18 protein-coding genes and 1 tRNA gene are annotated in these 24,085 nt (G+C 73.3%); 6 read left to right on the top strand and 13 right to left on the bottom strand.

The window, feature by feature from the left end; genetic code table 11:
• Positions 1-141: 141 nt before the first annotated feature.
• Both SRB5_RS17080 and SRB5_RS17075 read left to right on the top strand, forming a co-directional pair.
• Positions 142-1,125, top strand: coding sequence for an aldo/keto reductase (locus SRB5_RS17080; RefSeq protein ID WP_153452850.1), 984 nt, complete (start codon positions 142-144; stop codon positions 1,123-1,125).
• Positions 1,122-3,344, top strand: coding sequence for a helix-hairpin-helix domain-containing protein (locus SRB5_RS17075; protein ID WP_323378030.1), 2,223 nt, complete (start codon positions 1,122-1,124; stop codon positions 3,342-3,344). Before SRB5_RS17080 ends, SRB5_RS17075 begins: the two co-directional genes overlap by 4 nt.
• A gap of 70 nt (positions 3,345-3,414) precedes the next feature.
• Here the strand turns inward: SRB5_RS17075 and SRB5_RS17070 are convergent, their stop codons facing one another.
• Entirely contained in the window at positions 3,415-4,122 is a 708-nt protein-coding gene (locus tag SRB5_RS17070; RefSeq protein ID WP_153452848.1) for a hypothetical protein, read from the bottom strand.
• A gap of 47 nt (positions 4,123-4,169) precedes the next feature.
• Here SRB5_RS17070 and SRB5_RS17065 point away from each other — a divergent pair, with 47 nt between their 5' ends.
• Positions 4,170-4,358, top strand: a complete 189-nt coding sequence (locus SRB5_RS17065) for a DUF5703 family protein (RefSeq protein WP_153452847.1) — start codon at positions 4,170-4,172, stop codon at positions 4,356-4,358.
• Positions 4,359-4,535: 177 nt separating this feature from the next.
• On the opposite strand, the gene SRB5_RS17060 is transcribed toward SRB5_RS17065, so the two are convergent.
• The 3 genes from SRB5_RS17060 to SRB5_RS17050 form a co-directional block, all read right to left on the bottom strand.
• Positions 4,536-5,270 carry a chaplin gene (locus SRB5_RS17060; RefSeq protein WP_153452846.1) on the bottom strand — a complete coding sequence of 245 codons (735 nt, stop codon included), beginning with the start codon at positions 5,268-5,270 and terminating at the stop codon, positions 4,536-4,538.
• Positions 5,271-5,410: 140 nt separating this feature from the next.
• A complete protein-coding gene (locus SRB5_RS17055; protein ID WP_153452845.1) occupies positions 5,411-5,644 on the bottom strand; it encodes a chaplin in 234 nt (77 codons plus the stop codon).
• Positions 5,645-5,816: 172 nt separating this feature from the next.
• The gene (locus SRB5_RS17050) at positions 5,817-7,178 is read right to left on the bottom strand and encodes a M20/M25/M40 family metallo-hydrolase (RefSeq protein ID WP_153452925.1); all 1,362 of its coding nucleotides are present in this window, start codon (positions 7,176-7,178) and stop codon (positions 5,817-5,819) included.
• Between the two features lie 107 nt (positions 7,179-7,285).
• Here SRB5_RS17050 and SRB5_RS17045 point away from each other — a divergent pair.
• Positions 7,286-7,370: transfer RNA gene (locus SRB5_RS17045), tRNA-Leu, on the top strand.
• A 57-nt stretch (positions 7,371-7,427) separates the two neighbouring features.
• On the opposite strand, the gene SRB5_RS17040 is transcribed toward SRB5_RS17045, so the two are convergent.
• The 3 genes from SRB5_RS17040 to SRB5_RS17030 form a co-directional block, all read right to left on the bottom strand.
• Positions 7,428-9,263, bottom strand: a complete 1,836-nt coding sequence (locus SRB5_RS17040) for a CocE/NonD family hydrolase (RefSeq protein ID WP_323378028.1) — start codon at positions 9,261-9,263, stop codon at positions 7,428-7,430.
• Positions 9,264-9,516: 253 nt separating this feature from the next.
• Positions 9,517-10,404 (bottom strand): oxygenase MpaB family protein, encoded by an 888-nt coding sequence (locus SRB5_RS17035; protein ID WP_323378027.1) that lies wholly within the window; start codon positions 10,402-10,404, stop codon positions 9,517-9,519.
• A 77-nt stretch (positions 10,405-10,481) separates the two neighbouring features.
• On the bottom strand, positions 10,482-11,696 hold the full coding sequence (locus SRB5_RS17030; protein ID WP_228390107.1) for an outer membrane protein assembly factor BamB family protein: 1,215 nt from the start codon (positions 11,694-11,696) through the stop codon (positions 10,482-10,484).
• Between the two features lie 157 nt (positions 11,697-11,853).
• Here SRB5_RS17030 and SRB5_RS17025 point away from each other — a divergent pair, with 157 nt between their 5' ends.
• Positions 11,854-12,762 carry an MBL fold metallo-hydrolase gene (locus SRB5_RS17025; RefSeq protein ID WP_323378026.1) on the top strand — a complete coding sequence of 303 codons (909 nt, stop codon included), beginning with the start codon at positions 11,854-11,856 and terminating at the stop codon, positions 12,760-12,762.
• A 35-nt stretch (positions 12,763-12,797) separates the two neighbouring features.
• On the opposite strand, the gene SRB5_RS17020 is transcribed toward SRB5_RS17025, so the two are convergent.
• The 4 genes from SRB5_RS17020 to SRB5_RS17005 all read right to left on the bottom strand — a co-directional run bounded on the left by SRB5_RS17020 (position 12,798) and on the right by SRB5_RS17005 (position 18,721).
• Positions 12,798-14,528: an L-lactate permease gene (locus tag SRB5_RS17020; protein ID WP_153452842.1), complete on the bottom strand. Its 1,731-nt coding sequence runs from the start codon at positions 14,526-14,528 to the stop codon at positions 12,798-12,800.
• A 76-nt stretch (positions 14,529-14,604) separates the two neighbouring features.
• The gene (locus SRB5_RS17015) at positions 14,605-16,083 is read right to left on the bottom strand and encodes a (Fe-S)-binding protein (protein ID WP_228390106.1); all 1,479 of its coding nucleotides are present in this window, start codon (positions 16,081-16,083) and stop codon (positions 14,605-14,607) included.
• The gene (locus SRB5_RS17010) at positions 16,083-17,204 is read right to left on the bottom strand and encodes an FAD-binding oxidoreductase (protein WP_153452841.1); all 1,122 of its coding nucleotides are present in this window, start codon (positions 17,202-17,204) and stop codon (positions 16,083-16,085) included. Before SRB5_RS17010 ends, SRB5_RS17015 begins: the two co-directional genes overlap by 1 nt.
• 2 nt (positions 17,205-17,206) lie before the next feature.
• Positions 17,207-18,721, bottom strand: coding sequence for an FAD-linked oxidase C-terminal domain-containing protein (locus tag SRB5_RS17005; RefSeq protein ID WP_153452840.1), 1,515 nt, complete (start codon positions 18,719-18,721; stop codon positions 17,207-17,209).
• A gap of 237 nt (positions 18,722-18,958) precedes the next feature.
• Between SRB5_RS17005 and SRB5_RS17000 the strand changes: the two genes are divergently transcribed.
• Positions 18,959-21,169: a transketolase C-terminal domain-containing protein gene (locus tag SRB5_RS17000; protein WP_323378025.1), complete on the top strand. Its 2,211-nt coding sequence runs from the start codon at positions 18,959-18,961 to the stop codon at positions 21,167-21,169.
• 3 nt (positions 21,170-21,172) lie between these two features.
• Here SRB5_RS17000 and SRB5_RS16995 read toward each other — a convergent pair whose 3' ends face one another.
• Both SRB5_RS16995 and SRB5_RS16990 read right to left on the bottom strand, forming a co-directional pair.
• Entirely contained in the window at positions 21,173-22,990 is a 1,818-nt protein-coding gene (locus SRB5_RS16995) for an ABC transporter ATP-binding protein (protein ID WP_153452839.1), read from the bottom strand.
• A 128-nt stretch (positions 22,991-23,118) separates the two neighbouring features.
• Positions 23,119-24,078 (bottom strand): EamA family transporter, encoded by a 960-nt coding sequence (locus tag SRB5_RS16990; RefSeq protein WP_153452837.1) that lies wholly within the window; start codon positions 24,076-24,078, stop codon positions 23,119-23,121.
• Positions 24,079-24,085 lie beyond the last annotated feature (7 nt).

The raw sequence follows: 24,085 nt of genomic DNA, 5'->3' as shown, positions 1-24,085 counted from the left end.
TACCGATGGGTAATGTCGTCCTGGGCGGACTCTAGCGGGCGGGCGGCGCGTACGGCAGTACGGCCTACCGGGCCCACCCCTCCCGCGCGTTGTCCACAGGGGGACGCGAACGCCCTCCCACGACCACTAATCTCACAGGCCATGGAGCTCAGGCATCTCGGCCGTACCGGCCTTCGCGTGTCCCGGATCGGTCTCGGCACCCTCATGTGGGGCCGCGACACGGGGGAGGGCGACGCCGCCGCACAGCTGAAGACGTTCTGGGAGGCGGGCGGCACGCTGATCGACACGGCCGACGTGTACGCGGACGGCGGGGCGGAGTATCTGCTGGGGCGGCTGCTGGGTGATCTGGTGCCGCGGCGGGACATGGTCGTCGCGACGAAGGCGGGCAGTGTGCCGGACCCGGACCGGCGCTTCGACGGCTCCCGGGGGCATCTGCTGGCGGCGCTGGACGCGTCCCTGGAGCGGCTGGGCACCGATCACGTCGATCTCTGGCAGGTGCACGCGTTCGATCCGGTGACGCCGCTGGAGGAGACGCTGCAGGCCCTGGACATCGCCGTGAGCAGCGGGCGGGCGCGGTATGCGGGGGTCAGCAACTTCTGCGGCTGGCAGCTGGCGAAGGCGGCCACCTGGCAGCTCGCGGGGCCGGGCGGGCGGACCCGGCTGGCCAGTACGCAGATGGAGTACTCGCTGCTCCAGCGCGGCATCGAGCGCGAGGTGCTGCCGGCGGTGCTGGACCTGGGGCTCGGGCTGCTGCCGTCGTCCCCGCTGGGGCGGGGCGTGCTCACGGGCAAGTACCGCGACGGGGCGCCGCCGGGATCGCGGGGGGCGCTGGACTACATGGTGCCGTTCGTCGCCCCGTATCTGGACGAGCCGGCGAGCCGCATCGTCGACGCCGTGACGACGGCGGCCGACGGCCTCGCGGTGACGCCGCTGGAGGTGGCGCTGGCGTGGGTACGGGACCGGCCGGGCGTGACGGCGCCGGTGGTCGGCGCGCGCACCGCCGAGCAACTGGCGGAGGCGTTGTCGGTGGAGGCGCTTACGCTTCCTGACGAGATCTGCCGGGCGCTGGACGATGTGTCGGCGCCGGTGCACCGATATCCGGATCATGACTGGAGCACGTTGTGAGTGACGCAGGCGGCCTCGCGGACAGCACGCCGGAGGCGGAGGAGGGCCTCGCTGCGGCGGCCGGGGGCGTTGAGTCGCCGGACGAGGCGGTGGTTGCGGCTTCGGACGGGGCCGGGGCGGAGCCGGCTGCCGAGGGCGTTGAGTCGCCGGAGGATGCGGCGAGCGCCGCTTCGGGCGGCGCGGAGGCGGAGGCGGTCGGTTCGGACGACGCGGTTACTCCGGACGGCGACGGCGCGGACGCGGAGACGGAACCCGTACGGCCCCCCACGGCGCCGGTCGACGCCGGGCGGGCGCTGAGCGGGGACGCCGCGCAGCTGCTCGCGGCCGTACGGGCGGTGGAGAAGGGTGAGCGGTCCGCCGCGTCCTTCTACGCCGAGCGGCCCGGGCCGGCGGCGCGCCCGGCGCCCGCCGCGCGCCCCTCCGTGCCCCAGCCCGCCGTCAGCCCCGAGTCCGGCCGGCCGCGCGAGCTCGACGGGGGTGCGCTGGCCGGGATCCGTGAGGTGCTCGCCGCGGGGGGCGCCCCCGAGGCGCTGGCGGAGCGCGTCGGGGAGGCCCTCGGCGAGGGCGCGGCCGACGTCCTGCGCGCCGACCCCTGGCAGCTGCTGGCGGTGCCCGGCGTCGCGCCCGCGCAGGCGGACGGCTTCGCCCGCGCGCTGCTCGGCGACGACTGCGGCCCCGGCGACCCGCGCCGCGCGCTGGCGCTGGTCGGGGTCCTGCTGGAGCAGGCCGCGCGCCGGGGGCACACGGCGCTGGAGAGCGGCGTCCTGGCCAAGGCCCTCGGGCAGCACGCGGTCCCGGACCCGGACGAGGCGGTGCGCACGGCGATCGCGGAGGGCGCGGTGCTGGTGTTCCACGAGCCGCTGGGCCCGCCCCCCACCGAGGAGGGCGAGGAGCAGCCGACCCGCGTCCTCCTGGGCCTGGACCGGTACGCCCTCGCGGAGGAGTCCCTGGCGGACGGCGTGGCCCGGCTCCGTACGACGTTCCGCCCCGGGGCCGACCCCACGGCCGGGGGCGCCGCGGCCTGGGAGGCCGTCGCCGTGGCCGCCCCCAGCCCCTCGGCGACCGAGCTGATCCGCGCCGCGGCGGAGCACGGCGTGGTGCTGCACACCGGCGGCGAGGCCGCCCGCGCCGAGCCGGCGGCCCTGGTCGCCGCCGCGCTGCGCCTGGGCCTGCGGGCGGGCCTCGCGGCCTGGACGGCGGCCGGCCGGCGCGCGGCGGCGGAGCAGCTGGCCGCGCTCGCCCCCGCGGCGGACGGCGGCCGGCCGCCCGCGTACACCGTCGCCGGGCTGCTCGACGGCACCGAGGGCGGCCCCGGGCGGGACGAGGAGGGGCTGCTCGCCCTCGACGTGCTCGCCGTGCTCGACGCCCCGCAGCTGGACGTGGAGGCCGCCGCGGCGCTCGTGGAGGCGCTGCCCGACGGGGCCAGGCTCGTCCTCGGCGGCGACCCGGCCGCCCTGCGGTCCACCGGCCCCGGGCAGGTGTTCGCCGACCTCGCCGCGGCGCGGATCTGCCCGCAGGTGGCGTCCCGTACGCCGGACCCGGGCCCCGTCGGCGAGCTGGTCTCCGGCGTGGGGATCGGCGAGCTGTCGCAGGTCGAGGCGCCGGGCAAGGAGGTCGTGATCGTCCCGGTGCGCGACGCCGGGGAGGCGGTGCTGCGTACGGTGCAGCTGGTCGCCGACTCCGTGCCGCGCGCCCTCGGCGTGCCGGCGGAGCAGACGCAGGTGATCGCCGTGGCCGCGGGCGGCGCGGTGGGCACCGCGGTGCTCAACAAGGCGCTGAAGGAGCGGCTCAACCCCGGCCCCGGCGCCTACGCCGGCTTCGACCCCGGCGACCGGGTGCTCTACGGCACGGGCCCCGGCCGTACGCTCCTGGCCCGCGTCCGCTCCGCCGACGCGCAGGGCCTCCTCCTCGACTGCGAGGACGGCAGCGCCCCCGTCGTCGGCCCGCGGCAGGTGCCCCGCACGATGCGCCACGCCTGGGCGCTCACGGCCGAGCAGAGCGCCGGCCGCCGCTGGCCGGCCGCCGTGGCCGTGGTCCCCGGCGACGCGGGCCGTGACCTCACCCGGGCGTGGGCGTACACGGCCTTCGGCCGGGGCGAGCGCCATCTGTCGGTGGTGCACGGCGCGGGGTCCGCCCTGGCGCAGGCCATCGCCGGCTCCCCGGCGAGGGAGCGGACGACGCGGCTGCGCACGCTGCTGGCGACGCCCTCCGACGGGTGATCCCGGACGTAAAAGGAGAGCGACCGGAGGGTGATCCCCTCCGGTCGCTGTCGGGTCGTGGATGCCCGGGTCAGGGGCGGTTGTCGATGGTCTCCAGCTCGTCGTCGTCCAGGAGATCGACCTCGTCGTCCTCGTCGTCGTCGCTGAGTTCGAGCTCCTCGTCGAACGCCGCACTCACGTCGAAGCGGCAGATCACCTGCTCCGGATCGGCCTGGTCGAAGGGCGCCGACAGCCACTCCCCCGGCTCCGAGGGCTCCTCCTCCGCCACGACCCACACCGTGGAGTCCCCCTCGGCGAGGCCGAACTCCAGATGCCGCGACGCGATCTCGTCCGGTTCGTATTCCCCGAACAGCACCCCGACCGCGGCGGTGAGACTGCTGCCCACCACCCCCGCCGGATCGTCCGTCGCGGCCCCGGTGTCCACGTCCGGGTCGAGCTCCGCGATCCGCTGGGCCTGGGCCAGCAGCCGGTGCGTGTCGACCACCGCGTAGTCGCGCCGGATGAGCACGCTCAGCCCGCGCGGTTCGTCGGGCCCGGCGTACGCCGGCAGCTGGTCGCTGCCCGGGATCTCGAAGGGCGTGACCTCGTCGTGGACGTCGTAGAGCACCTCGTCGTACGCCTCCGCTGCCGCGGCCAGAGCCTCGAAGGCGTCGGTGACCCGGGGGTCGTTCTCCCCGGACCGGCCTTCGACGGCCGTCAGATGACGGTCGATCGCGGCTTTCAGCGCCTCGGCGGCGGCGCGTACCTCGGCAGCGGCAGGCTGCACAGCATCAGACATAGTGCAGACGCTATCCGTACTCGGGCCGATTACGCACAATGGATGCGATGCCGGAATACGAGTTTCGTGATGTGTACGTGCCGCGCGGGGTTTCCCGGAACGCGGCGACCCGCCTGCTGACCGAGCACGCCGAGTACGGACACTGGGAGTTGCAGCGGCTGCGGCTGTTCCCCGACGGGAGCCGCAGGGTGCGGCTGAGACGCCGGATCATCCGCCAGGTCAGAGCGACCTGGTGAGAGCGGAACGGGGCGGTGCCGCGCTCGGCAGCCCGCCCCGTTCATCCGGTTCCATATATTCTGCACGGTTTTCGGCTGATCAGCGCTGCCTGGTCAGCGTTACGTGATCAGCCCTGCTCGGCCGGCGCCGCCCGATCGGCGCTGTCCGATCAGCTCGGCCTGCTCAGCCCGGCGTGCTCACGCTGCCGAGCGGGCGCGCCGGTAGAGAACCGTGCCGCCCAGCAGCAGTCCGCCGACGGCGGGCAGCGCCACACCGAGCGGCAGTCCGGAGCCGGTCTGCGCCAGCTGCTGCGTGGGCCCCTCGGGCACCGCCGGGGTGTCCGGGGTCCCGGGCGTCTCCGGGGTGCCCGGAGTCCCCGGCGGGGTCTCCGGGGTGCCCGGGGGGTTCTCCGGAGTGCCCGGCGGGTTCTCCGGGGTCCCCGGGGGGTTCTCGGGCGTCCCGGGAGGGTTCTCCGGGGTGCCCGGGGGCCTGCGGTGGCCGTGCGAGACGTTCTCGCAGCTGTTGCCGAGAGCCGCGTTGCCCGCGCCGACGACGTTCACCGAGTTGCCGCAGACGTTCACTGGAACGTCGACCGGCGCCTGGATGACGTTGCCGGAGCCGATGCCCGGCGAGTCCTTCGCCGAGCCCTCGGCGCTCGACCCGCCACCGGGGGCCGTCCGCGTCCCGCCGCCGCTGTTGGCGCAGTCGTTGCCGGACGCCGGATTGAGCAGCCCGATCACGTTCACGGTGTTGCCGCAGACGTTCACCGGGATGTGGATCGGCGCCTGCACGGCGTTGCCGGACACGATGCCCGGGGAGCCGTTCGCCGTACCGTCGGCGCCGGAGTCGGCGAACGCCGCTCCGCCCGTCACGGCCAGCACGCCGCCCGCGGCCGCCACCGTGAGCAGACTCTTCCTCGCGACATGTCGCATGGGTTGGTCCCTGCCTTACTTGCCTTTGCTGGACTGCGTCCGGACGACCGTCCGGACGCCGATCACCCAGCAGGCCCCGGGGCGCGACGCGCGCGCTCCGGGGCCTGCCAGGTCATACCCTCACGGGCACGGGCGCAACGTCACTTGTTGACGCAGGTGTTGCCGAAGGCGGGGTTCAGCAGCCCGATCACGTTCACGGTGTTGCCACACACGTTCACCGGGATGTGGATCGGCGCCTGCACGACATTGCCGGAGACGATGCCCGGGGAGTGCACGGCGGCACCCTGGGCTCCGGAGTCGGCGGCCGCAAGGCCCGCGCCCGCGAGCACCAGTCCACCGGTGGCGGCCACGGTAGCGACAACCTTCTTGATCATTGTTCCTCCTCGTTGACGGTGCAGTCCCAGCCGCGGACTGCACCCTGGAGCAACGAAGATGAAGCAATCAAGCTACGAGCCTATGGTGTCATTCACCCGTTCCAGCCCGTTTACGTACGAGCATCCGATTAGACGGGGCGGGAAACCGGCCACCCCGTCCCATCAGGGCCGTTCAGCAGGCGTCGATGAATCGGTCGAGCACCCGTACACCGAACTTCAGTCCATCGACCGGCACCCGCTCGTCCACCCCGTGGAACATCCCGGCGAAGTCCAGCTCCGGCGGCAGCTTCAGCGGCGCGAAGCCGAAGCAGCGGATGCCGAGGTCGTCGAAGGACTTGGCGTCGGTGCCGCCGGACAGGCAGTACGGCACGGCCCGCGCGATGGGGTCCTCCGCCCGCAGCGCCGTCTGCATGGCCTCGACGAGCGCCCCGTCGAAGCTGGTCTCGAGGGCCTTGTCGGCGTGCAGGCTCTCGCGCTTCACGCGCGGCCCCAGGACCCGGTCCAGATCCGCCAGGAACTCCTCCTCGTACCCCGGCAGGAACCGCCCGTCGATGTGCGCGGTGGCCTGCCCCGGGATGACGTTCACCTTGTAGCCGGCGCCGAGCATGGTGGGGGCGGCGGTGTTCCGGAGCGTGGCGCCGATGATCCGGGCGATGCCGCCCAGCTTGGCGAGCGTGGTGTCCATGTCCTCGGGGTCGAGCTCCACGCCGAGGGCGTCGCCGAGCTCGTCCAGGAAGCCGCGTACGGACTTGGTGAGCCGGACCGGGAACTCGTGCCGGCCGAGGCGGGCGACTGCCTCGCTGAGCTCGGTGATCGCGTTGTCGCGGTTGGTCATGGACCCGTGCCCGGCCGTCCCCTCGACGGTCAGCCGCATCCAGTTGATGCCCTTCTGGGCGGTCTCGACGAGATACAGCCGGACGTCCTCGCTGACGGTGAAGGAGAACCCGCCGACCTCGCCGATCGCCTCGCTGACGCCCTCGAAGAGATCCGGGTGGTTGTCGACGAGATACCGGGCGCCGTAGGTGCCGCCGGCCTCCTCGTCGGCCATGAAGGCGAGCACGATGTCGCGCGGCGGCTTGCGCCCGGAGCGCAGCCGGTCCCGTACGACGGCGAGGGTCATGGCGTCCATGTCCTTCATGTCGACGGCGCCGCGCCCCCACAGGCACCCGTCGGCGATCTCGCCGGAGAACGGGTCGTACGTCCAGTCGCTCGCGTTGGCGGGCACCACGTCGGTGTGCCCGTGGATGAGCAGCGCGGGCCGCGACGGGTCCTCGCCCTCGATCCGGGCCACGGTGGACGCCCGCCCCGGGTGCGACTCGAAAATCTGGGGCTCGAGCCCCACCTCGGCCAGCTTCTCGGCCACGTATTCGGCGGCGGTCCGCTCCCCCGGTCCGGAGTGATCGCCGTAGTTGCTGGTGTCGATCCTGATCAGATCGCGGCACAGGTCCACGACCTCGTCCTCGCCGCGCACGGCCGGGCCCGGCTCCGCCGACTGGCTCACACTGCCTCCTGGGATTCGCTGGTACGTCCCCATACTCCCCCGCGACCCGCGCGAGCCCAACATGCGGGTGATCGACACCCGCATTCCTTTGCTATGGTTTACCGCGTCGCACCGGGCCGCGGGCCCACGGCGACGACCCGGTCCGGGTGGCGGAATGGCAGACGCGCTAGCTTGAGGTGCTAGTGCCCTTTATCGGGCGTGGGGGTTCAAGTCCCCCCTCGGACACATCAAGGTCCCCACGGTTTTCCCGTGGGGACCTTTCCGCGTCTCCGGTCCTTCGGATCAGCCGAGACCGCCCGGGACCAGGACGAACGTCGGCGGGCCGGCGGGCAGGTCCACCGTGTTGCGGCTCAGGTAGCCGTCCAGGTACGGGGAGCGGGCGCCGGCGGTGGCGACGTCGTCGGCGGGGTCGTCCAGGGCGAGGGTCAGGTGCGCGCCCTCGACCTTGATCGGCCGGCCCGACGGGGTGTCGCGCCACGAGCCGGTCAGGATGGAGCCGATCTCCGCGGCCAGGACGTGCCCGGCGGGCAGGGTCCAGTCCGTGGCCTTGAGGTCGACGGTCAGCTGTCCCGTACGTACCAGGGAGACCTGCTCGTCGAACATCACGGCGGTGCCGTCGGGGGCGACGTCGTACAGCTTGAGCATGACATTGCCCTCGCCCTTGGCGCGGAAGGAGACCTGCGGCGTGCCGGTGAGCCGTACGGCCTGCTCCAGGGGCCTCGACCAGACGAAGAAGCTCGACGTGACCTTCCCGTCCTTCTGCAGTCCGGCCGCCTTCCCGGCCAGGCCGTTCGGGGCCGCGGGCTCGTGGCGGGGCGCGTTCTCCATGTCCCACCGGCCGTCCGGCGGTACGGGCCCGCCCGGCGCCGGCTCGCCCGTGCGGAGGGACGCGCCGCCGTCGTCCACGTACGTGCCGCTGCCGAGGGGTACGGTCACGGACCGCTCCACGACCGGCCAGGTGCTCTGGGCGCGCCAGGCGCCGGTGTTGTCCTCGACGGCGTACGCGGGGTGGTCGACGGTGGGCGGGGCGCCCTTGAGGTGGGCGTCGAAGAAGGCCCGCGTCTCGTCGTACCAGCCCTCACGGCCCATGGCCAGGCGCCCGTCCTGGACGCGGTCGCCGCCGCGGACGTGGTCCCACTGCCCGAGCCAGCCGCGTTCGACGCCCCGGTGGTTGCCGAGGTACTCCTCCATCTCCTCGGGCTTGGTGTTGGGCTCGGGGAAGCCCTGCGTGACGAACAGCGGGGTGTCGGTGCCCGCGGCCGCCTTCGCGAGGTCACGGGAGGTCCAGTACGGGTCCTGTTGGTCGGCTATTCGGAAGTCGGCCAGATTCTGTGCGAGGCACTCTGGGTTGGAGTCCTCCCACCGGGCGTTGGCCTGGTAGTGCGCGTCGTCGTCGGCCATCGGGGCGAAGGTGGAGATGTCGTTGTACGCGTCGGCGGTGCCGGTAACGTTCGGGCGCGGCACGCCGTTGGAGTAGATGTACTGGTACATGTCCCACACCGGCTCCTGGGCGACGACGGCCTTCAGGGCGTCCTGGCCGAGGTTGTTGCCGACGAGTCCGGTGACGGCGTCGTACGACTTGCCGTACAGCCCCACCGATCCGCTGGACCACGGCTGACCGGCCGCCCAGTCGACCGCGGCCTCGACGTCGGCCTGCTCACCGGGCCCGGACCAGTCGTGGCACCCGGTGGAGCCGCCGAAGCCGCGCAGATCGACCATGACGAAGGCGTACCCGGCGTCGAACACGCCGGCGCCCTCGATGAAGTCCTGGAACCGGGCGGAGGGTCCGGTGTGCGTCCAGCCCTCGGGCCCGGTCTGCCCGGCGTGCGAGAAGTACGGCCCGACGGACAGGATGACGGGCACCTTCGCGCCCTCGGCCAGCCCCTCGGGCAGCAGGACGTCGGCGTGCAGCTCGACGCCGGAGCCGTCCGCCGAGGGGAAGTAGTGCTGCGTCCACACCGAGCCCTCCGGGACCCGGTCGTTCTCGTCGTGGGTAACGGGACCGGCCGCGGCGGGCTCCGCCGGCGACGCGGCCGCGGGACCGGCCAGTGCGGCGGTCAGGGCAAGGGCGGTGACGGCTGATGACACGATCCGGGCAGCCGCGCGGGATCTCTTCACAAGCTCCTCCCAGGGGTGGCGGGTTCGGGGCTGTGCGTGTCGACACGGAGGGGGGTTCGGGCTCTGCCGTGTCAGTCAGGGATGGTAGGTGAAGCGGAGCCGCCTGAGGAGACGGCGTCCGCGTCTGCTGGATCCAACCGCCGTGGCAGGGACCGGGATCGCCGGTCAATCTGCGGGAGATCGTCCCTCTTGTTAGCGACGTGGAGAACGACCTCATGGCGAACTGACCGGGCTGGGGAACGGCCGGTGTCGGTCAGGAGCGGTGGGCCGGGCAGCCGCGGAGGCCTGGGGTGGGGAACGTGCCGAGTTCGGCGAGGTGGTAGCCGTCGGGGTAGCCCGGGTAGGACTTGATCTCGGGGTTCTGGCGGGCGTAGTGCGGGTGGCTGCGGGGTGGGAAGAGGCGTAGGGCGCGGGCTCGCAGGCGCAGGGTGGATCGGGTGAGGGCGCGGGCCACCGGTGAGGGGCGGGAGTAGCGGAAGGCTCGGCGCAGGGGGTCGTCCAGGAGGGCGAGGACGCCGGTGCGCAGGAGGGGGGCCAGGAAGCGCGGGTACCGGGACGTCATCAGGGTGATCGTGGCGTCCGAGACCCGGCGGGCGCCGGGGTCCCAGCCGAAGTGGGCGGACTCGTAGGAGTCGAGGAAGGTCTCGAACTCCGAGAAAGTCTCGGGGATCCGCTTGATGCCCATGTGGCGGCCCAGGACGCGGTAGTACGCGGCCGTGGCGCGGCGTTCGTGGTCGCTCAGCGGGCGCCAGCCGTAGGCGTCGAGCCAGCGGGCCGGCATCACGACGAACGTGCACAGCACGTAGCGCATGTCGTCGTCGGAGATGTCGTAGCTGTGGTGCATCCGGTTGATGCGGCGGATCGCGGTGCGGCCGGACTCGCTGTCGAAGCCGTGCTCGACGACCGCGTCGAGCAGGAGCGAGGTGTCGTCGTAGCGGCGCTGCGAGCGGTCGGTCAGCTCGGCGGTCTCGGCGAGGAGGCGGCCGATGGAGGGGACGGCGTAGGTGCGGTAGAGGGCCAGCTCCAGGGCTCGGGTGTAGTCCCAGGGGAATTCGTACGTCGCGCTGAGCCGGTAGATGGTGAGGAAGTCGCGTTCCGGGTCGAGCCGTCGGATCTCCGCGAGCCGGTCGTAGCGCTTCACACCCACCCACCCCCATGTGGTCCGTCCGTACATCGACTGTACGGGGCGGGAGCCGGAGCCGGCTCCCGCCCCGCCGGTCACGCCAGGGCGTGGAGCCGGTCGGCGTGCAGGGCGAAGACGTGGGTGCCGTCGCCGGCGACCCGCCAGGAGGCGGTGTCGCCCGACTTGTCGTTGAACGTCCACAGCAGCTTGCCGGTCTTGGCGTCGAAGGCGTGGACGCCGCCCTCGGGGTCCAGGTCCGTGCCGCCGTAGAGGGTGTCGCCGGCCCTGGTGAACTCGGTGGGCACCGCGCGGCTCGGCTCGACCAGGTCCTTCGACTGCCAGATCTTCTCGCCGGTGGCCGGGTCGACGGCCCACAGGACATGCGCGCTGTCCGCCACGTACAGGACGCCGTCGAGGACGGCCGGCACCTGGAAGGAGTCGAACTCCGTCGTCTTCACGGTCCACTTCACCGAGCCGTCCCCGACGGCGAACGCCTTGAGCTCGCGGCGCTGGGCGACGATGACGAGGTCCTCGTGGACGGCGAAGTTGTCGTAGTTGATCGAGTTCATCTTCTGGGTCCACACCTGCTGACCGGTCGCCGTGTCGCGGACCGTGAGGTTCTTCAGGAAGTCGGTGTAGATCAGGTGCTTGCCCTGCACGACGGCGTGCAGGCCGTTGTCCTCGGTGCCGATGTCGCGCTGCTCCTGCCACACCACGCGGCCGGAGGCGGTGTCGAGGGCGGCGACGACGTTCTTGCCGGTGCGCTCGTAGCCGTCGAGGATGACGGCGATGACGTAGAGCTGGGTGTCGTCGACGGCGATCGGCCGAGGGTCGTCGAACTTCTTGCCGAGGCGGCTGCGCCAGGTCTCCTTGCCGGTCGCGGGGTCGTAGCCGGCGACGGTGCCGTCGTACTCGTTGCTCGCCAGATAGAGGGTGTCGTTGCCGAGGAGCAGCGGGGCGCCGGGGACGGGGCCGGTGGCCATCGACCAGCGCTTGGCGCCGCTCTTGGCGTCCCAGGCGCTGGGCGGGTCGCCGATGGTGATCGCGGTGCCGTTCAGGGCGACGAGTTCGTTGGTCGACACGCCCTTCTGGACGGGGACGGTCTTGCTCCACAGCGGCTGCCCGGGTTTCGTCTTCCCCCCGGAGGTGTCGGACGACGGGCCGTCTCCCCCGCCCTTCACGTCGTCCTGCGCCGCGCCCTTGGGCTCGCAGGCGGCTGCCCCGCCGCCGAGGAGCGCCAACGCGGCGCCGCCGGAGGCGAGTCGGAGCATTCTGCGCCTGGAGGGGCTGGTGTGGGTCGCGTCGGTCATGGTCTTCCCCCAAGGAAATTCGTATCGGCGTTCGGTCAAGGGTCGTGCGACCTGCACGTTAGCGGGAGAAACCAGGGGAACGATCAGCTGAGATCCGAACCGGACAGTGTCGTGAACATCCCGAGACTTTGTTACGGGACGGCCGTAGGATCCCCGCGTGCCCTCTCCCCTCGGCCGTCCTTCCCTGGCCCCGTACGCCGCGTATCTGCAGCCCCCGTACGAGGGCGACGGGCTGCGGGTGACCTGGCTGGGGGTGTCCACGCTGCTGTTCGACGACGGTGAGGGCGCGATCCTGGTCGACGGTTTCTTCTCCCGCCCCGGGCTGCTGCGGTGTCTGGGGCGGATCGCTCCGGACGAGCGGGTCGTACGGGCCTGTCTGGCGCGCGCCGGGATCACCGGGCTCGAGGCCGTGGTCTGCGCGCACGCCCATTACGACCACGCCCTCGACGCGCCGCTGGTCTGCCGGCTCACCGGCGCCCGCCTCGTCGGGTCGGAGTCGACGGCCAACGTCGGCCGCGGCGGCGGGCTTCCGGAGGGGCGGCTGGTCACGCCGGCCACCGGGGAGCCGGTGGCGTTCGGGCCGTTCACGGTGACGCTGTACGAGTCCCCGCACAGCCCCGGCGACCGGTTCCCGGGGACCGTGGAGCGGCCGCTGGTGCCGCCGGCGCGGGTGCGGGCGTGGGCGACCGGGACCTCGTACTCGGTCCACGTCCGGCACCGGGAGCGGGGGGTGCTGGTGCACGCCAGCGCCAATCACACGCCGGGGGTGCTGGCGGGGGTCCGGGCGGAGACCGTGTATCTGGGGATCGGGGCGCTGGGGAAGCAGCGCGCCGGGTTCCGGTCGCGGTACTGGGAGGAGGTGGTCGCCGCGACGGGGGCGCGGCGGGTCGTGCCCGTGCACTGGGACGACTTCACGCGTCCGCTGGACCGGCCGCTCGTACCGCTGCCGCGGATCGCGGACGACTTCGGGGTGTCGATGGACTTCCTGCTGGACCGGGCGGAAGCCGAGGGGGTCGAGGTCGCGCTGCCGGTCGCGTGGCGGCGTACCAACCCCTTCGCCGGATAAGCCGCCGGCCCCGGAGGGGCCGACGGCCGCACCCGTTACTTCCCCACCACCATCCACTCCAGCACCGGTGTGCTCTGCAGATACACCAGCACGCACATGAAGGCCAGGAACACCACGCTCCAGCCGACGACCCGGCGGAAGAGGATGCCCTCCTTGCCCTGGAAGCCCACCGCCGACGCCGCGATGGCGAGGTTCTGCGGGGAGATCATCTTGCCCAGGACGCCGCCGGAGGAGTTGCCGGCCGCCATCAGGATCGGCGACAGGTCCGCCTTGGACGCGGCGGTGATCTGCAGCACGCCGAACAGGGAGTTCGACGAGGTGTCGGAGCCGGTGACGGCCACGCCCAGCCAGCCCAGGATCGGGGAGAGGAACGCGAACGCCGCGCCGGCGCCCGCCATCCACAGGCCGAGGGTGGTGGTCTGGCCGGACTCGTTCATGATGAAGCCCAGGGCGAGCACCAGCATGACGGTCAGGATCGCGGTCTTCAGCTGCTTGAGCGTCGCCCCGTACGCGCGGACCCCGGCGCCCGCCCCGACCTTGAGCACGGCCATGGTGATCAGGCCGGAGAGCAGCAGCAGGGTGCCCGCCGCGGAGAGGTAGTTGAGCTTGAACGTCGTCGCGACCGGGTCGCCCGCCGCGTTGAAGATGTGCAGCCCGGGCCAGTTGACGATCCGGGTGGCCGCCTCGAGGCCGGTGCCGGACTCGCCGACGCCCTTCGGGGGCTTGCCGGTGATCGCGGGGACGCGGGTGGCCAGGACGAAGACGACGATGATCGCCAGATACGGGGCGTACGCCCGGAAGACCTCGACCGGCGTGTCCCGGACCACGGGCTGCGTGTCGGTGGCGACCCGGGTGCCGCCGGTGCCTGCGGCGGGAGCCGGGCCGTCGTCGTCGGTGTCCGTCTCCACGTATCCCTCGGCCGCGTGCCAGAACCGGGTGAACACCAGGATCGCGAGCGCCGCCGCCAGCGCGCCGATGATGTCGGCGAGCGGGACGGACCAGTAGTTCGCCGACAGGTACTGGAAGGCGCCGAACACCACGCCCGCCACGACCGCCGGCGGCCAGGTCTGGCGCAGGCCGCGCTTGCCGTCGACGATGAACACCAGCGCCAGCGGCACGAACACGGACAGCACCGGCGTCTGCCGGCCCACCATGGCGCCCAGGTCGTTCACGGACTCGCCGGTGACCCCGGACAGCGTGGTGATCGGCACGGCGAGGGCGCCGAACGCCACCGGCGCGGTGTTCGCGACCAGGGCGACGGTCGCGGCCTTCAGCGGCTTGAAGCCCAGCGCGATGAGCATGACGGCGCTGATGGCCACGGGGGTGCCGAAGCCGGCCAGGGCCTCCATCAGGGCGCCGAAACAGAACGCGATGAGGATGGCCTGGACCCGCTGGTCGTCGCTGATCGAGGCGAAGGACCGGCGCAGCACGTCGAAGTGGCCGGTCTCCACGGTCAGGTTGTAGACCCAGATCGCGTTGATGACGATCCACATGATCGGGAAGAACCCGAACGCGGCGCCCAGCAGTCCGCTGTTGAGCGTGTCCGCGATCGACATGGAGTACACGCCGACGGCGATCACGACCGCCACGGCGAGGGATATCAGCGCGGCCTTCCAGGCGGTCATCCGCAGGGCGCCCAGCAGGATGAAGAGCACCACGAGCGGGAGGATCGCGACGAGGGAGGACAGGCCGAGCGAGTCGCCGAGGGGACTGTAGTCCTGGTGGTAGGTGGCGAGGGATACGTGAGGTGGTGCCGCGAGCAGCATGAAGCAGCTCCTTCGGTCAGGGCGTGACAGGGAGTGGTCGGCCGGATCCGGCCCGGGGGCGTGTGGGGGTTGTCCCTCAGGCGGGTGACCCTGGGGTGGCGCTGTTCCTCGGGCGGGCGGGGGCGGTCGAGGTCCCGGGACCGTCGAGCGCCCGCGCCAGCAGCTGGTCGGCGGGGACGCCCCGCAGGGAGGCGTCGAGGATCTGCACGGTGTGGGCGACCGCGATGCGTTCGCCCAGGCGGGCGAGGGTCGCGGACACCTGCATCCAGCAGCCGGGGTTGGCGGTGACCATCAGCTCGGCGCCGGTGGCGAGCACCGCGCGGGCCTTGCGTTCACCGAGTTCGGCGGCGGGTTCGGGGTGCAGCAGGTTGTACGTGCCGGCGCTGCCGCAGCACAGCTCCGGTTCGGCGATCTCCCGCAGCTCCACGCCGGGGACGCCGCGCAGCAGACGGCGGGGCTGGTCGCGTACGCCCTGGGCGTGGGCGAGATGGCAGGCGTCCTGGTAGGCGACGGTCACCGGCAGGGGGTGGCGTTCGGCGACCGGGCCCAGCTCGTCGAGGAGTTCGGCCACGTCGCGGACCTTGGTGGCCAGGGCCTCGGCGCGGGCGGCCCACCCGGGTTCGTCGCGCAGCTGGTGGCCGTACTCCTTGAGGTTGGAGCCGCAGCCGGCGGCGTTGACGACGATCGTGTCGACGTCCGCGGCCTCGAAGGTCTCGATGACCTGCTTGGCGAAGGCGAGGGCCTCGGGTTCGCGGCCGCCGTGCGCGGACAGGGCCCCGCAGCAGCTCTGCCGCCGCGGTACGACGACGTCGCAGCCCTCGGCCGCCAGGACGCGGACAGTGGCGGCGTTGACGTCGGGGAAGAAGGCGCCCTGGACGCAGCCGGTGAGCAGGCCGACGGTGGCGCGTTTCGTGCCGGCCGCGGGGGTGTGGGCCGGGATGTCGGGGACGGGGCCGAGTCTGGGGGCCAGGGACTCCATGGCCCGCAGGCCGGCGGGGAGTTTCCGGAGCAGTCCGGTACGGGCCAGCAGCCGGCCCAGGCGGCCCGCCTGGTAGGCGCGCAGGGGGCCGCGCAGGGCGCGCAGCCGGCGGGGGTAGGGGAAGAGGCCGTAGATCGCGGAGCGCAGGAGGCGCTGGGCGCGGGGGCGTTCGACGCGGCGCTCGAGCTGGGCGCGGGTGGCCTCGATGAGCTTGTCGTACTGGACGCCCGACGGGCAGGCCGTGACGCAGGACATGCAGCCCAGGCACTGGTCGAGGTGGCGGACGCTGGAGGCGTCGAAGGCGTCGCCCTCGAGGCCGCCCTTGATGATGTCGACGCGTCCGCGGGGGCTGTCCATCTCCTCGCCCCACAGCACGTAGGTGGGGCAGGTGGGGAGGCAGAAGCCGCAGTGGACGCAGTCGCCGACGAGGGCGGCGTCCGGCGGGTGGTGTCCGTCGAACGCGCCGTCCGCGGGCGGGCGCAGGGCGGGCATGCCGAGGCCGACGGTGGCGGCGGACGCGGTACGGGCGACGGGGCCGCCCTGGGGGGCGGGCGGGGCGGTGTTCTCTGCGGTCATCACAGCCCTCCGAGCAGTCGGCCGGGCGACAGGCGCCCGCGGGGGTCGAACTGGTCCTTGACCCGTTTCATCAGGCCGAAGGAGTCGGGTACGGGACCCCAGTGGTCCTCCGCCCGCAGCGCGCCGGGCGCCCGCAGGACCACGGCGGAGCCGTCGTACGGGGCGAGCGCGGCCCGCAGGGCGGCGAGGTCGGTGCCGGCGGGGACGGCGGCGTAGGCGACGCCCGTGCAGGCGGAGGCGGTGGTGACGGCGGGCGCGGGGAGGGCGTCGAGGACCCGCGGCAGCGCGAACGGCTCGTACGCCAGGCGCAGTACGAGGTCGCCGTCGCCCCCGGGCCGGCGGCCGAACCACTCCGGCACGTCGTCGGCGCACACGCCGCGCCCCAGCCGGGTGATCGCCGCCTGCGACTGGGCGGTCACGGAGGCCTCGATGCTCTCGAAGAGGACGACGAGTTCGCCGTGGCCCTCCGACCAGCGCAGTTCGACGGCGGTGGGCGTCAGCGTGGAGCGGGCGATACGGCTCGCCAGCTGCCCTGCCTCGGCGGCGCTCTCCACGGGAGCGACGACAGCGGTGCGGGCGGCCGGCAGCGCGTGCAGGCGCCAGCTGGTGGAGACGACGACGCCGAGCGCGCCGTGCGCCCCCGTGTAGAGCTTGCCCAGGTCGTAGCCGGCGACGTTCTTCACGACCTTCCCGCCCGCCTTCGCCACCGTGCCGTCCGCCAGCACGACGGTGACCCCGATGAGCAGGTCGCGCACCGTGCCGTAGCGCAGCCGGCGCGGGCCGGAGGCGTTGGCGCCGACGATGCCGCCCAGGGTGGCGTCCGGCTCCGGCGGGTCGAGCGCGAGCTGCTGCCCGTACGGGGCCAGCCGGCGCTGCAGTTCACCGAGCCGCACACCGGCCTCGGCGACGACGACGAGGTCGCCGGGCTCGTGCTCGGTGACCCGGTCCAGCCCGCCGGTGCGCAGCAGCACGTCGCACGAGGCGGGCGGCGCGGCCCAGCCGGTCTTCGTCCCGGAGCCCATGGGGACGACGCTGCCGGACGTGTCCCGCAGCAGCGCGGCGACCTCCCCGGCGGTGGCGGGGCTCACGGTCTCCTTGGGTTCGACGCCCGCGAAGGTCATCGTCAGAACACCTCGCCCAGCGCCGGATCGTGGGTGTCGGCGGCCGTCCGTACGCCGGGGCGCTCGCCGCACAGGCGGGGGGTGGGGAACTGCTTGCCCGGGTTGGCCAGGCCCGCCGGGTCGAAGGCGCAGCGCACGAGCTGCATGGTGTCGAGGTCGTCGGCGCTGAACTGCCGTGTCATCTTGCCCTTCTTCTCCAGGCCCACGCCGTGCTCGCCGGTGATGGAGCCGCCGGCGTCGACGCACAGGTCGAGGATCGCCATGCCGAGTTCCTCCGCGGCCTCGGCCGCGCCCGGCTGCTTGTCGTCGAAGAGGATGAGGGGGTGCAGATTGCCGTCGCCGGCGTGGAAGACGTTGGCGACGCGGACGCCCGCCTCGTCGGCGAGGCGGCCCATCTCGGTGAGGACGTCGGGCAGCCGGGTGCGCGGGATGACGCCGTCCTGCACGTAGTACGCGGGGCTGATCCGGCCCACCGCGGCGAACGCGGACTTGCGGCCGCGCCACATCAGGGCGCGCTCGGCGTCGTCGGCGGCGATGCGGATCTCGAAGGCGTGCCGCCGCCCGGCGATCTCCTCGACCTGCGTGAACAGGGCGTCCACCTCGACCCGCGGGCCGTCGAGTTCGACGACCAGCACCGCCCGGGCGCCCTCCGGGTAGCCGCACTGGACGGCGGCCTCGGCGGCCTCGACGGCGAGGGCGTCCATCATCTCGATGGCGGCGGGCAGGATGCCGGCGGCGATGATGTCGCTGACGGTCCCGGCGGCGTCCTCCACGGTGTGGAAGCCGACCAGCATGGTCCGTACGGTCTCGGGGGCCTGGATGGTGCGCACGGTGACCTCGGTGGTCACGCCCAGGGTGCCCTCGCTGCCGACGAACGCGCCGAGCAGGTCCAGCCCGGGGTGTTCGGGGGCGGTGCCGCCCAGGTGCACCACGTCGCCGTCGGGGAGGACGACCTCGGCGCCGGTGACGTGGTTGACGGTGAAGCCGTACTTGAGGCAGTGCGCGCCGCCGGCGTTCTCCGCGACGTTGCCGCCGATGGAGCACACCTGCTGCGACGACGGGTCGGGTGCGTAGGCCTGACCGTGCGGGGCGGCGTCGCGGGTGACCCAGAGGTTGATGACGCCCGGTTCGACCCGTACGCGGGCGTTGTCCGGATCGACGTCCAGGATGCGGCGCAGGCGGGACAGCACGATCAGCACCCCGTCGGCGACCGGGACGGCCCCGCCGGACAGCCCGGTCCCGGAGCCGCGGGCGACGAACGGCACGCCCTCCTCGGCGCAGATCCGCACCGTGCGCACCACGTCGTCGCGCTCCCCGGCGAGGACGGCGACGGCGGGGCGGACACGGTAGACGGCCAGCCCGTCGCACTCGTACGTACGCAACTGGGCCGGGTCGCTCAGCACTTTCCCGGGCCCCAGGGCGGCGCGCAGCCGGGCGGCGAGACGCTCGGCGCGGACCGGGTCGTGCACCGGACCGCCGGTGTCCGGCGGAACGGGGGCGTGCTGCTGCTGGTTCATCGTTGAACTGCCTCCCGGCCCCCGGGTGTGGTGTATGACGAACGTACTCCGCCAGGCGGTAGCGATCTACCGGATGGCGGAAAGGATCTAGCTACTCCGGGGTCATGTCAAGGGTTGTCGCGGACGTGTCCCCAACGCCTGCCCACGGCGGCCGCGTTCAAGACTTCGGCACGTCAGACGGCTTGCCAACGCCGCCCGCGGCAGTGATCTTGGTACCCGGAGAAAGGGGACAGCGGCGTGGGCGAGGCATGGCGGGACCTGGACGCGTACACCAGGGAGGCGCTCGGCGCGCTCCCTCCGCTTTCGGCGGACGGGGTGCTGCCGCCGGGGCTCGGCGGGACGCGGGCGCTGGAGCTGTTCGACGCCCAGGCCGGGTCGAGGCACCTGGACTTCGCCGCCCGGCAGCTGACGGCCGAGGGCGCCGGGTACTACAGCATCGGCTCGTCCGGGCACGAGGGCAACGCGGCCGTCGCGGCGGCGCTGCGGCCGACGGATCCGGCGCTGCTGCACTACCGCTCGGGCGGTTTCTTCCTGGAGCGTGCCCGGCAGGCGGGCGTGCCCCGGCCGCTGCGGGACGTACTGCTGGGGGTCGTCGCGGCGGCCGAGGACCCGATCTCGGGCGGACGGCACAAGGTCTTCGGCAACGCGGCCGCCGCGGTGCTGCCGCAGACCTCGACCATCGCCTCGCATCTGCCGCGCGCGATGGGGCTGGCGTTCGCGCTGGGCCGGGGCGCGGCGCTGGGGCGGGAGCTGCGGTGGCCGGCGGACTCGGTGGTCGTGTGCTCCTTCGGGGACGCCTCCGCCAACCACTCCACGGCCGCCGGGGCGATCGGGGCGGCGCTGCACAGCGCGTACCAGGGGCTCGACATGCCGCTGCTGCTGGTGTGCGAGGACAACGGGCTGGGGATCAGCGTGCCCACTCCCCCGGGCTGGATCGAGCAGGCGTACGGGCATCGGCCCGGGCTGCGGTACGTCGCCGCGGACGGGTGCGATCTGTTCGGCGCGTACGAGGCCGCCGTGGAGGCGGCGGAGTACGTGCGGTCGCGGCGGCGGCCGGCGTTCCTGCATCTGCGGACGGTGCGGCTGCTGGGGCACGCGGGGTCGGACGTGGAGTCCGCCTACCGGACGGCGGCGGACATCGGGGCGGATGTGGAGCGTGATCCGCTGGTCGCCACCGGACGGCTGCTCGCCGGGGCGGGGGTGGCCGGGCCCGGGGAGCTGGTGGCGCGGTACGAGCGGATCGGGCGGGAGGTCGCGGCGCTGGCCGGTGAGGTGCGGGGGGCGGCGACGCTGACGTCGGCGGTGGTCGTGACGGCGCCGATCGCGCCCCTGCGGGCCGGCGCGGTGGCGGCCGACGCGGCGCGGCCGGTCGGCGCCGGGGCACGGCGGCGGGCGTTCGGGGGGCGGCTGCCGGAGCGGGCGGGGGCGGTGACGCTGGCGCAGGCGGTGAACCGGACGCTCGCCGACCTGCTGGCGCGGGACGGTGACGTGCTGGTTTTTGGGGAGGACGTGGGGCGCAAGGGCGGGGTGTACGGGGTGACCCGGGGGCTGCGGCGGATGTTCGGGGCGCGGCGGGTGTTCGACACGCTGCTGGACGAGCAGAGCATCCTGGGCGCGGCGCTGGGGGCGGGGGTGGCGGGGTTCGTACCGGTGCCGGAGATCCAGTTCCTGGCGTATCTGCACAACGCCGCCGACCAGTTGCGCGGCGAGGCGGCGACGCTGTCGTTCTTCTCCGCCGGGCAGTACCGCAATCCCCTGGTCGTACGGATCCCCGCCTACGCGTACCAGAAGGGCTTCGGCGGCCACTTCCACAACGACAACTCCGTCGCCGCGCTGCGCGACATCCCCGGCCTGGTCATCGCCTCACCGGCGCGGGCGGACGACGCGGCGGCCATGCTGCGCACGTGTGTGTCGGCGGCGCGCACCGACGGCCGGGTCTGCGTGTTCCTCGAGCCGATCGCCCTCTACCACCGCCGTGACCTGCACCGGGCGGGGGACGACGGGTGGCTGGCGGAGTACGTGGAGCCGGCGGGGTGGGCCGGGGCGGACGTGCCGCTGGGGCGGGCGCGGGTGTACGGGGACGGGGCGGACCTGACGCTGGTCGGCTTCGCCAACGGGGTGCCCATGTGCCTGCGCGTCGCACGCCGGCTGGCGGCGGAGGGGATCCGGGCGCGGGTGCTGGACCTGCGCTGGCTGGCCCCGCTGCCGGCCGCCGACCTGCTGGCGGCGGCGCGGGCCACGGGGCGGGTGCTGGTCGCCGACGAGACGCGGCGTACCGGGGGCGTGTCGGAGGCGGTGTGCACGGCGCTGACCGACGCGGGCTTCCCGGGCCGGGTGGCCCGGGTCGCCGGCGCGGACAGCTTCGTGCCCCTCGGTCCCGCCACGGGGGCGGTGCTGCTCAGCGAGGAGCGGATCGAGGCGGCGGCGCGGGAGCTGATGGCGGGCTGACGGTCAGGAGAGGACCGCCGCCTTGGGGTCGTCGTCCAGGAAGCCCCCGGACTGGTGCTGCCAGAGCCTGGCGTACGGGCCTTCCCGCGCGAGGAGTTCCTGGTGCGTGCCCTGCTCCAGGATCCGCCCCCGGTCCAGGACGACGAGCCGGTCCATGCCGGCGACCGTGCTCAGCCGGTGCGCGACGACCAGCGCCGTACGGCCGGACATCAGCCCCCACAGCGCCTCCTGGACCAGGATCTCGCTCTCCGAGTCCAGCGCGCTCGTCGCCTCGTCGAGCAGCAGGATCGGCGCGTCGCGCAGGATCGCCCGGGCCAGGGCGACCCGCTGGCGCTGGCCGCCGGACAGCTTGATGCCCCGTTCGCCGACCATGGTGTCGAAGCCCTCCGGCAGTGTGTCGGCGAACTCCGTGACGTGCGCGGCCTCGGCCGCCCGGCGGATCTCCGCGTCGGTGGCGCCGGGGCGGGCGAACGCGATGTTCTCCCGCAGGGTGCGGTGGAACATCGCCGGGTCCTGCGGCACGTAACTGATCAGGCTCCGCAGATCCCGCTGGCGCAGCCGGTGGATCGGCTGGCCGCCGATGAGGATCCGCCCGCCGTCGATGTCCGTCATCCGCAGCAGCAGCCGGGTGAGCGTCGTCTTGCCGCCGCCCGACCTGCCGACGAGGCCGACCCTCTCGCCGTCGGCCACGTCCAGACAGAGCTCCTCAAAGAGCGGCTTCGCGCCGCCGTGCGCGAACGTCACCCGCTCGAAGCGCACATCGGCGGCGGCATCGGTCCGCAGCGGCTCCGGCTCCGGCGGGTCGAGCACGGTCGGCGGGGTCAGCAGCAGCTCGGTGAACTGCGCGGCCTCCGTCATCGAGCTCTCGAGCCGGCGGTAGATCTGGTTGAACTCGAACATGATCCGCGTCGCGTTGGTGTAGTACGTGAACGCCACGACGACCGCCTCCACCCCCAGCCCGCCGCCTCCCAGGGTGACCGCGAGCAGCAGCCCCAGGGCGTTGGTCAGGACGGACATGGGGGCGACGAGGGTGTCGATGCGCAGATTGCCGTAGTCCCACGACCGCAGCGACAGCCGCCGTGACTCCGCGACCCGGGAGCGGTGTTCGGCGGCCTCGCGCTCCTCGGCGGCGAAGGCGCGGACGGTGTCCATGTTCATCAGGCTGTCGGCGACATGGCCCGACACCCGGGCGATGGCCTCCTCGCGCCGGTCGACGAGCGCCTGCCGGCGGCGGATGAGGGGCGCCGTCCCGCACGCCGTCAGGACGATCATCGCCAGCAGGCCGACGACGAGCATCGGCTCGTACCGCCAGAGCACCACCGACCCGAACAGCAGCGGCACCAGGCTGCCCAGGACGCTGAAGGTGAGGGTGTCGACGAACTCCTCGAAGCGGGAGGCGAACGACAGCACCCGTTTGGTGAGCGAGCCGGCGAAGTTGTCGTGGAAGAAGGAGGCGTCCTTGGCGAACAGCTCGTCCATGCCGATGATGTAGAGCTGCTCGATACCGCGGGCGTCGAGACGGTTGAGGCAGTGCAGGCCCAGGCGCCACAGCAGCTCGGCGACCAGCAGGACGCCGGCGAAGCCCAGGACGTACGGCAGGGCGTCGCCGGCGGTCATCGACGCGTCGTCGGCGAGCCGGCCGATGAGCTTGGCGACGACGAGCGGGGCGACGTAGCTGATGCCCATGTTGCCGAACGCCGGGAGGAGCATTCCGGGCAGGGCGAGCAGCCGGAGACGGGCCATCTCCCGGCCGTAGTAGCGCAGGGCGAGGAGGACGGGGCCTTTTCGGGGAGGGTGTTTTCGTGCGTCGTGCGTTTTCATCCCACACCTGTTTGAGGTCATGCCACGGTGGCACAGCGCGTCGCCGTGCGCACACATGGGGTAACGGGAAAGCCCGCAGTCTCTCGCGCCCGGGGCTCCCGCGTCCAAGCCTTTTCCGGTGTCCCGGCCTATTCCGGCCGCCGTTCCGCGCTGACGACGACGCACACCCCGGACACGACCACCGCGCCCCCGAGGACGATGGGCCAGCTGACGCTCTCGCCCAGGATCAGCGCGCCGAGCAGCACCGCGACCACCGGGTTGACGTACGCGTAGGTGGCGACCAGGGACAGCGGGGCGGTGTGCAGCAGCCAGACGTACGCGGTGAAGGCGACCAGCGAGCCGAACACCACCAGATAGGCGAGGGCCACCCACGAGCGGCCGGATATCTCACCGATGTCGAGCGCCCCGTACTCGCCGCGGGCGAATCCGAGGGCGAGGCAGCCCAGTCCGCCGGCGAGCATCTCGTACGCGCTGGCCGCCAGCGGGTCCGCCGGCATGGGCAGCCGGCCGGAGGAGAAGGAGCCGACGGCCCACAGCAGCGTCCCCACCACGACCGTGAGCACCCCGCCCAGCTGCACGTCGCCGCTGAGCCCCGGCAGCGTCAGCACCACCAGGCCCGCCATCCCCAGCCCGACACCGCCGTACATGGCCGGGGCCGGCCGGTCGCCGGTCACCCGGCGCAGCAGCACGATCCACACCGGCACGCTCGCGACGAGCAGCGCGGCCAGCCCGGACGGGATGTCCGTCTCCGCGAGCACGACCAGCCCGTTGCCGCCGAGCAGCAGCAACAGGCCGACCAGCGCGGACGAGGCGAGCTGCCGCCCGGTGAGCCGCAGGACGGCCGGCCCGCGGCGCCAAGCGAGGAACGCCGCGAGCAGGAGTCCGGCGACGACGAAGCGGGCGCCGGCGGAGAGGAACGGCGGGATCGTCTCGACGGTGACGCGGATGGCCAGATAGGTCGAGCCCCAGACCACGTACACGGCGGCGAGGGCCAGCCATACGGCGGTGCCGGTGGTGCGCCGGGGCGGGGTGGCGGCGGGAGTGGCACGCGGTGTGGTGTCGCGGGTGACGGACGGCCGAGACGTCATGTGACCT

The sequence above is a fragment of the Streptomyces smaragdinus genome (genome assembly GCF_009604385.1).
Lineage (GTDB): Bacteria > Actinomycetota > Actinomycetes > Streptomycetales > Streptomycetaceae > Streptomyces > Streptomyces smaragdinus.
The sequence above is the reverse complement of the archived record's forward strand: the minus strand, read 5'-3'. Positions and strand labels throughout refer to the sequence as shown.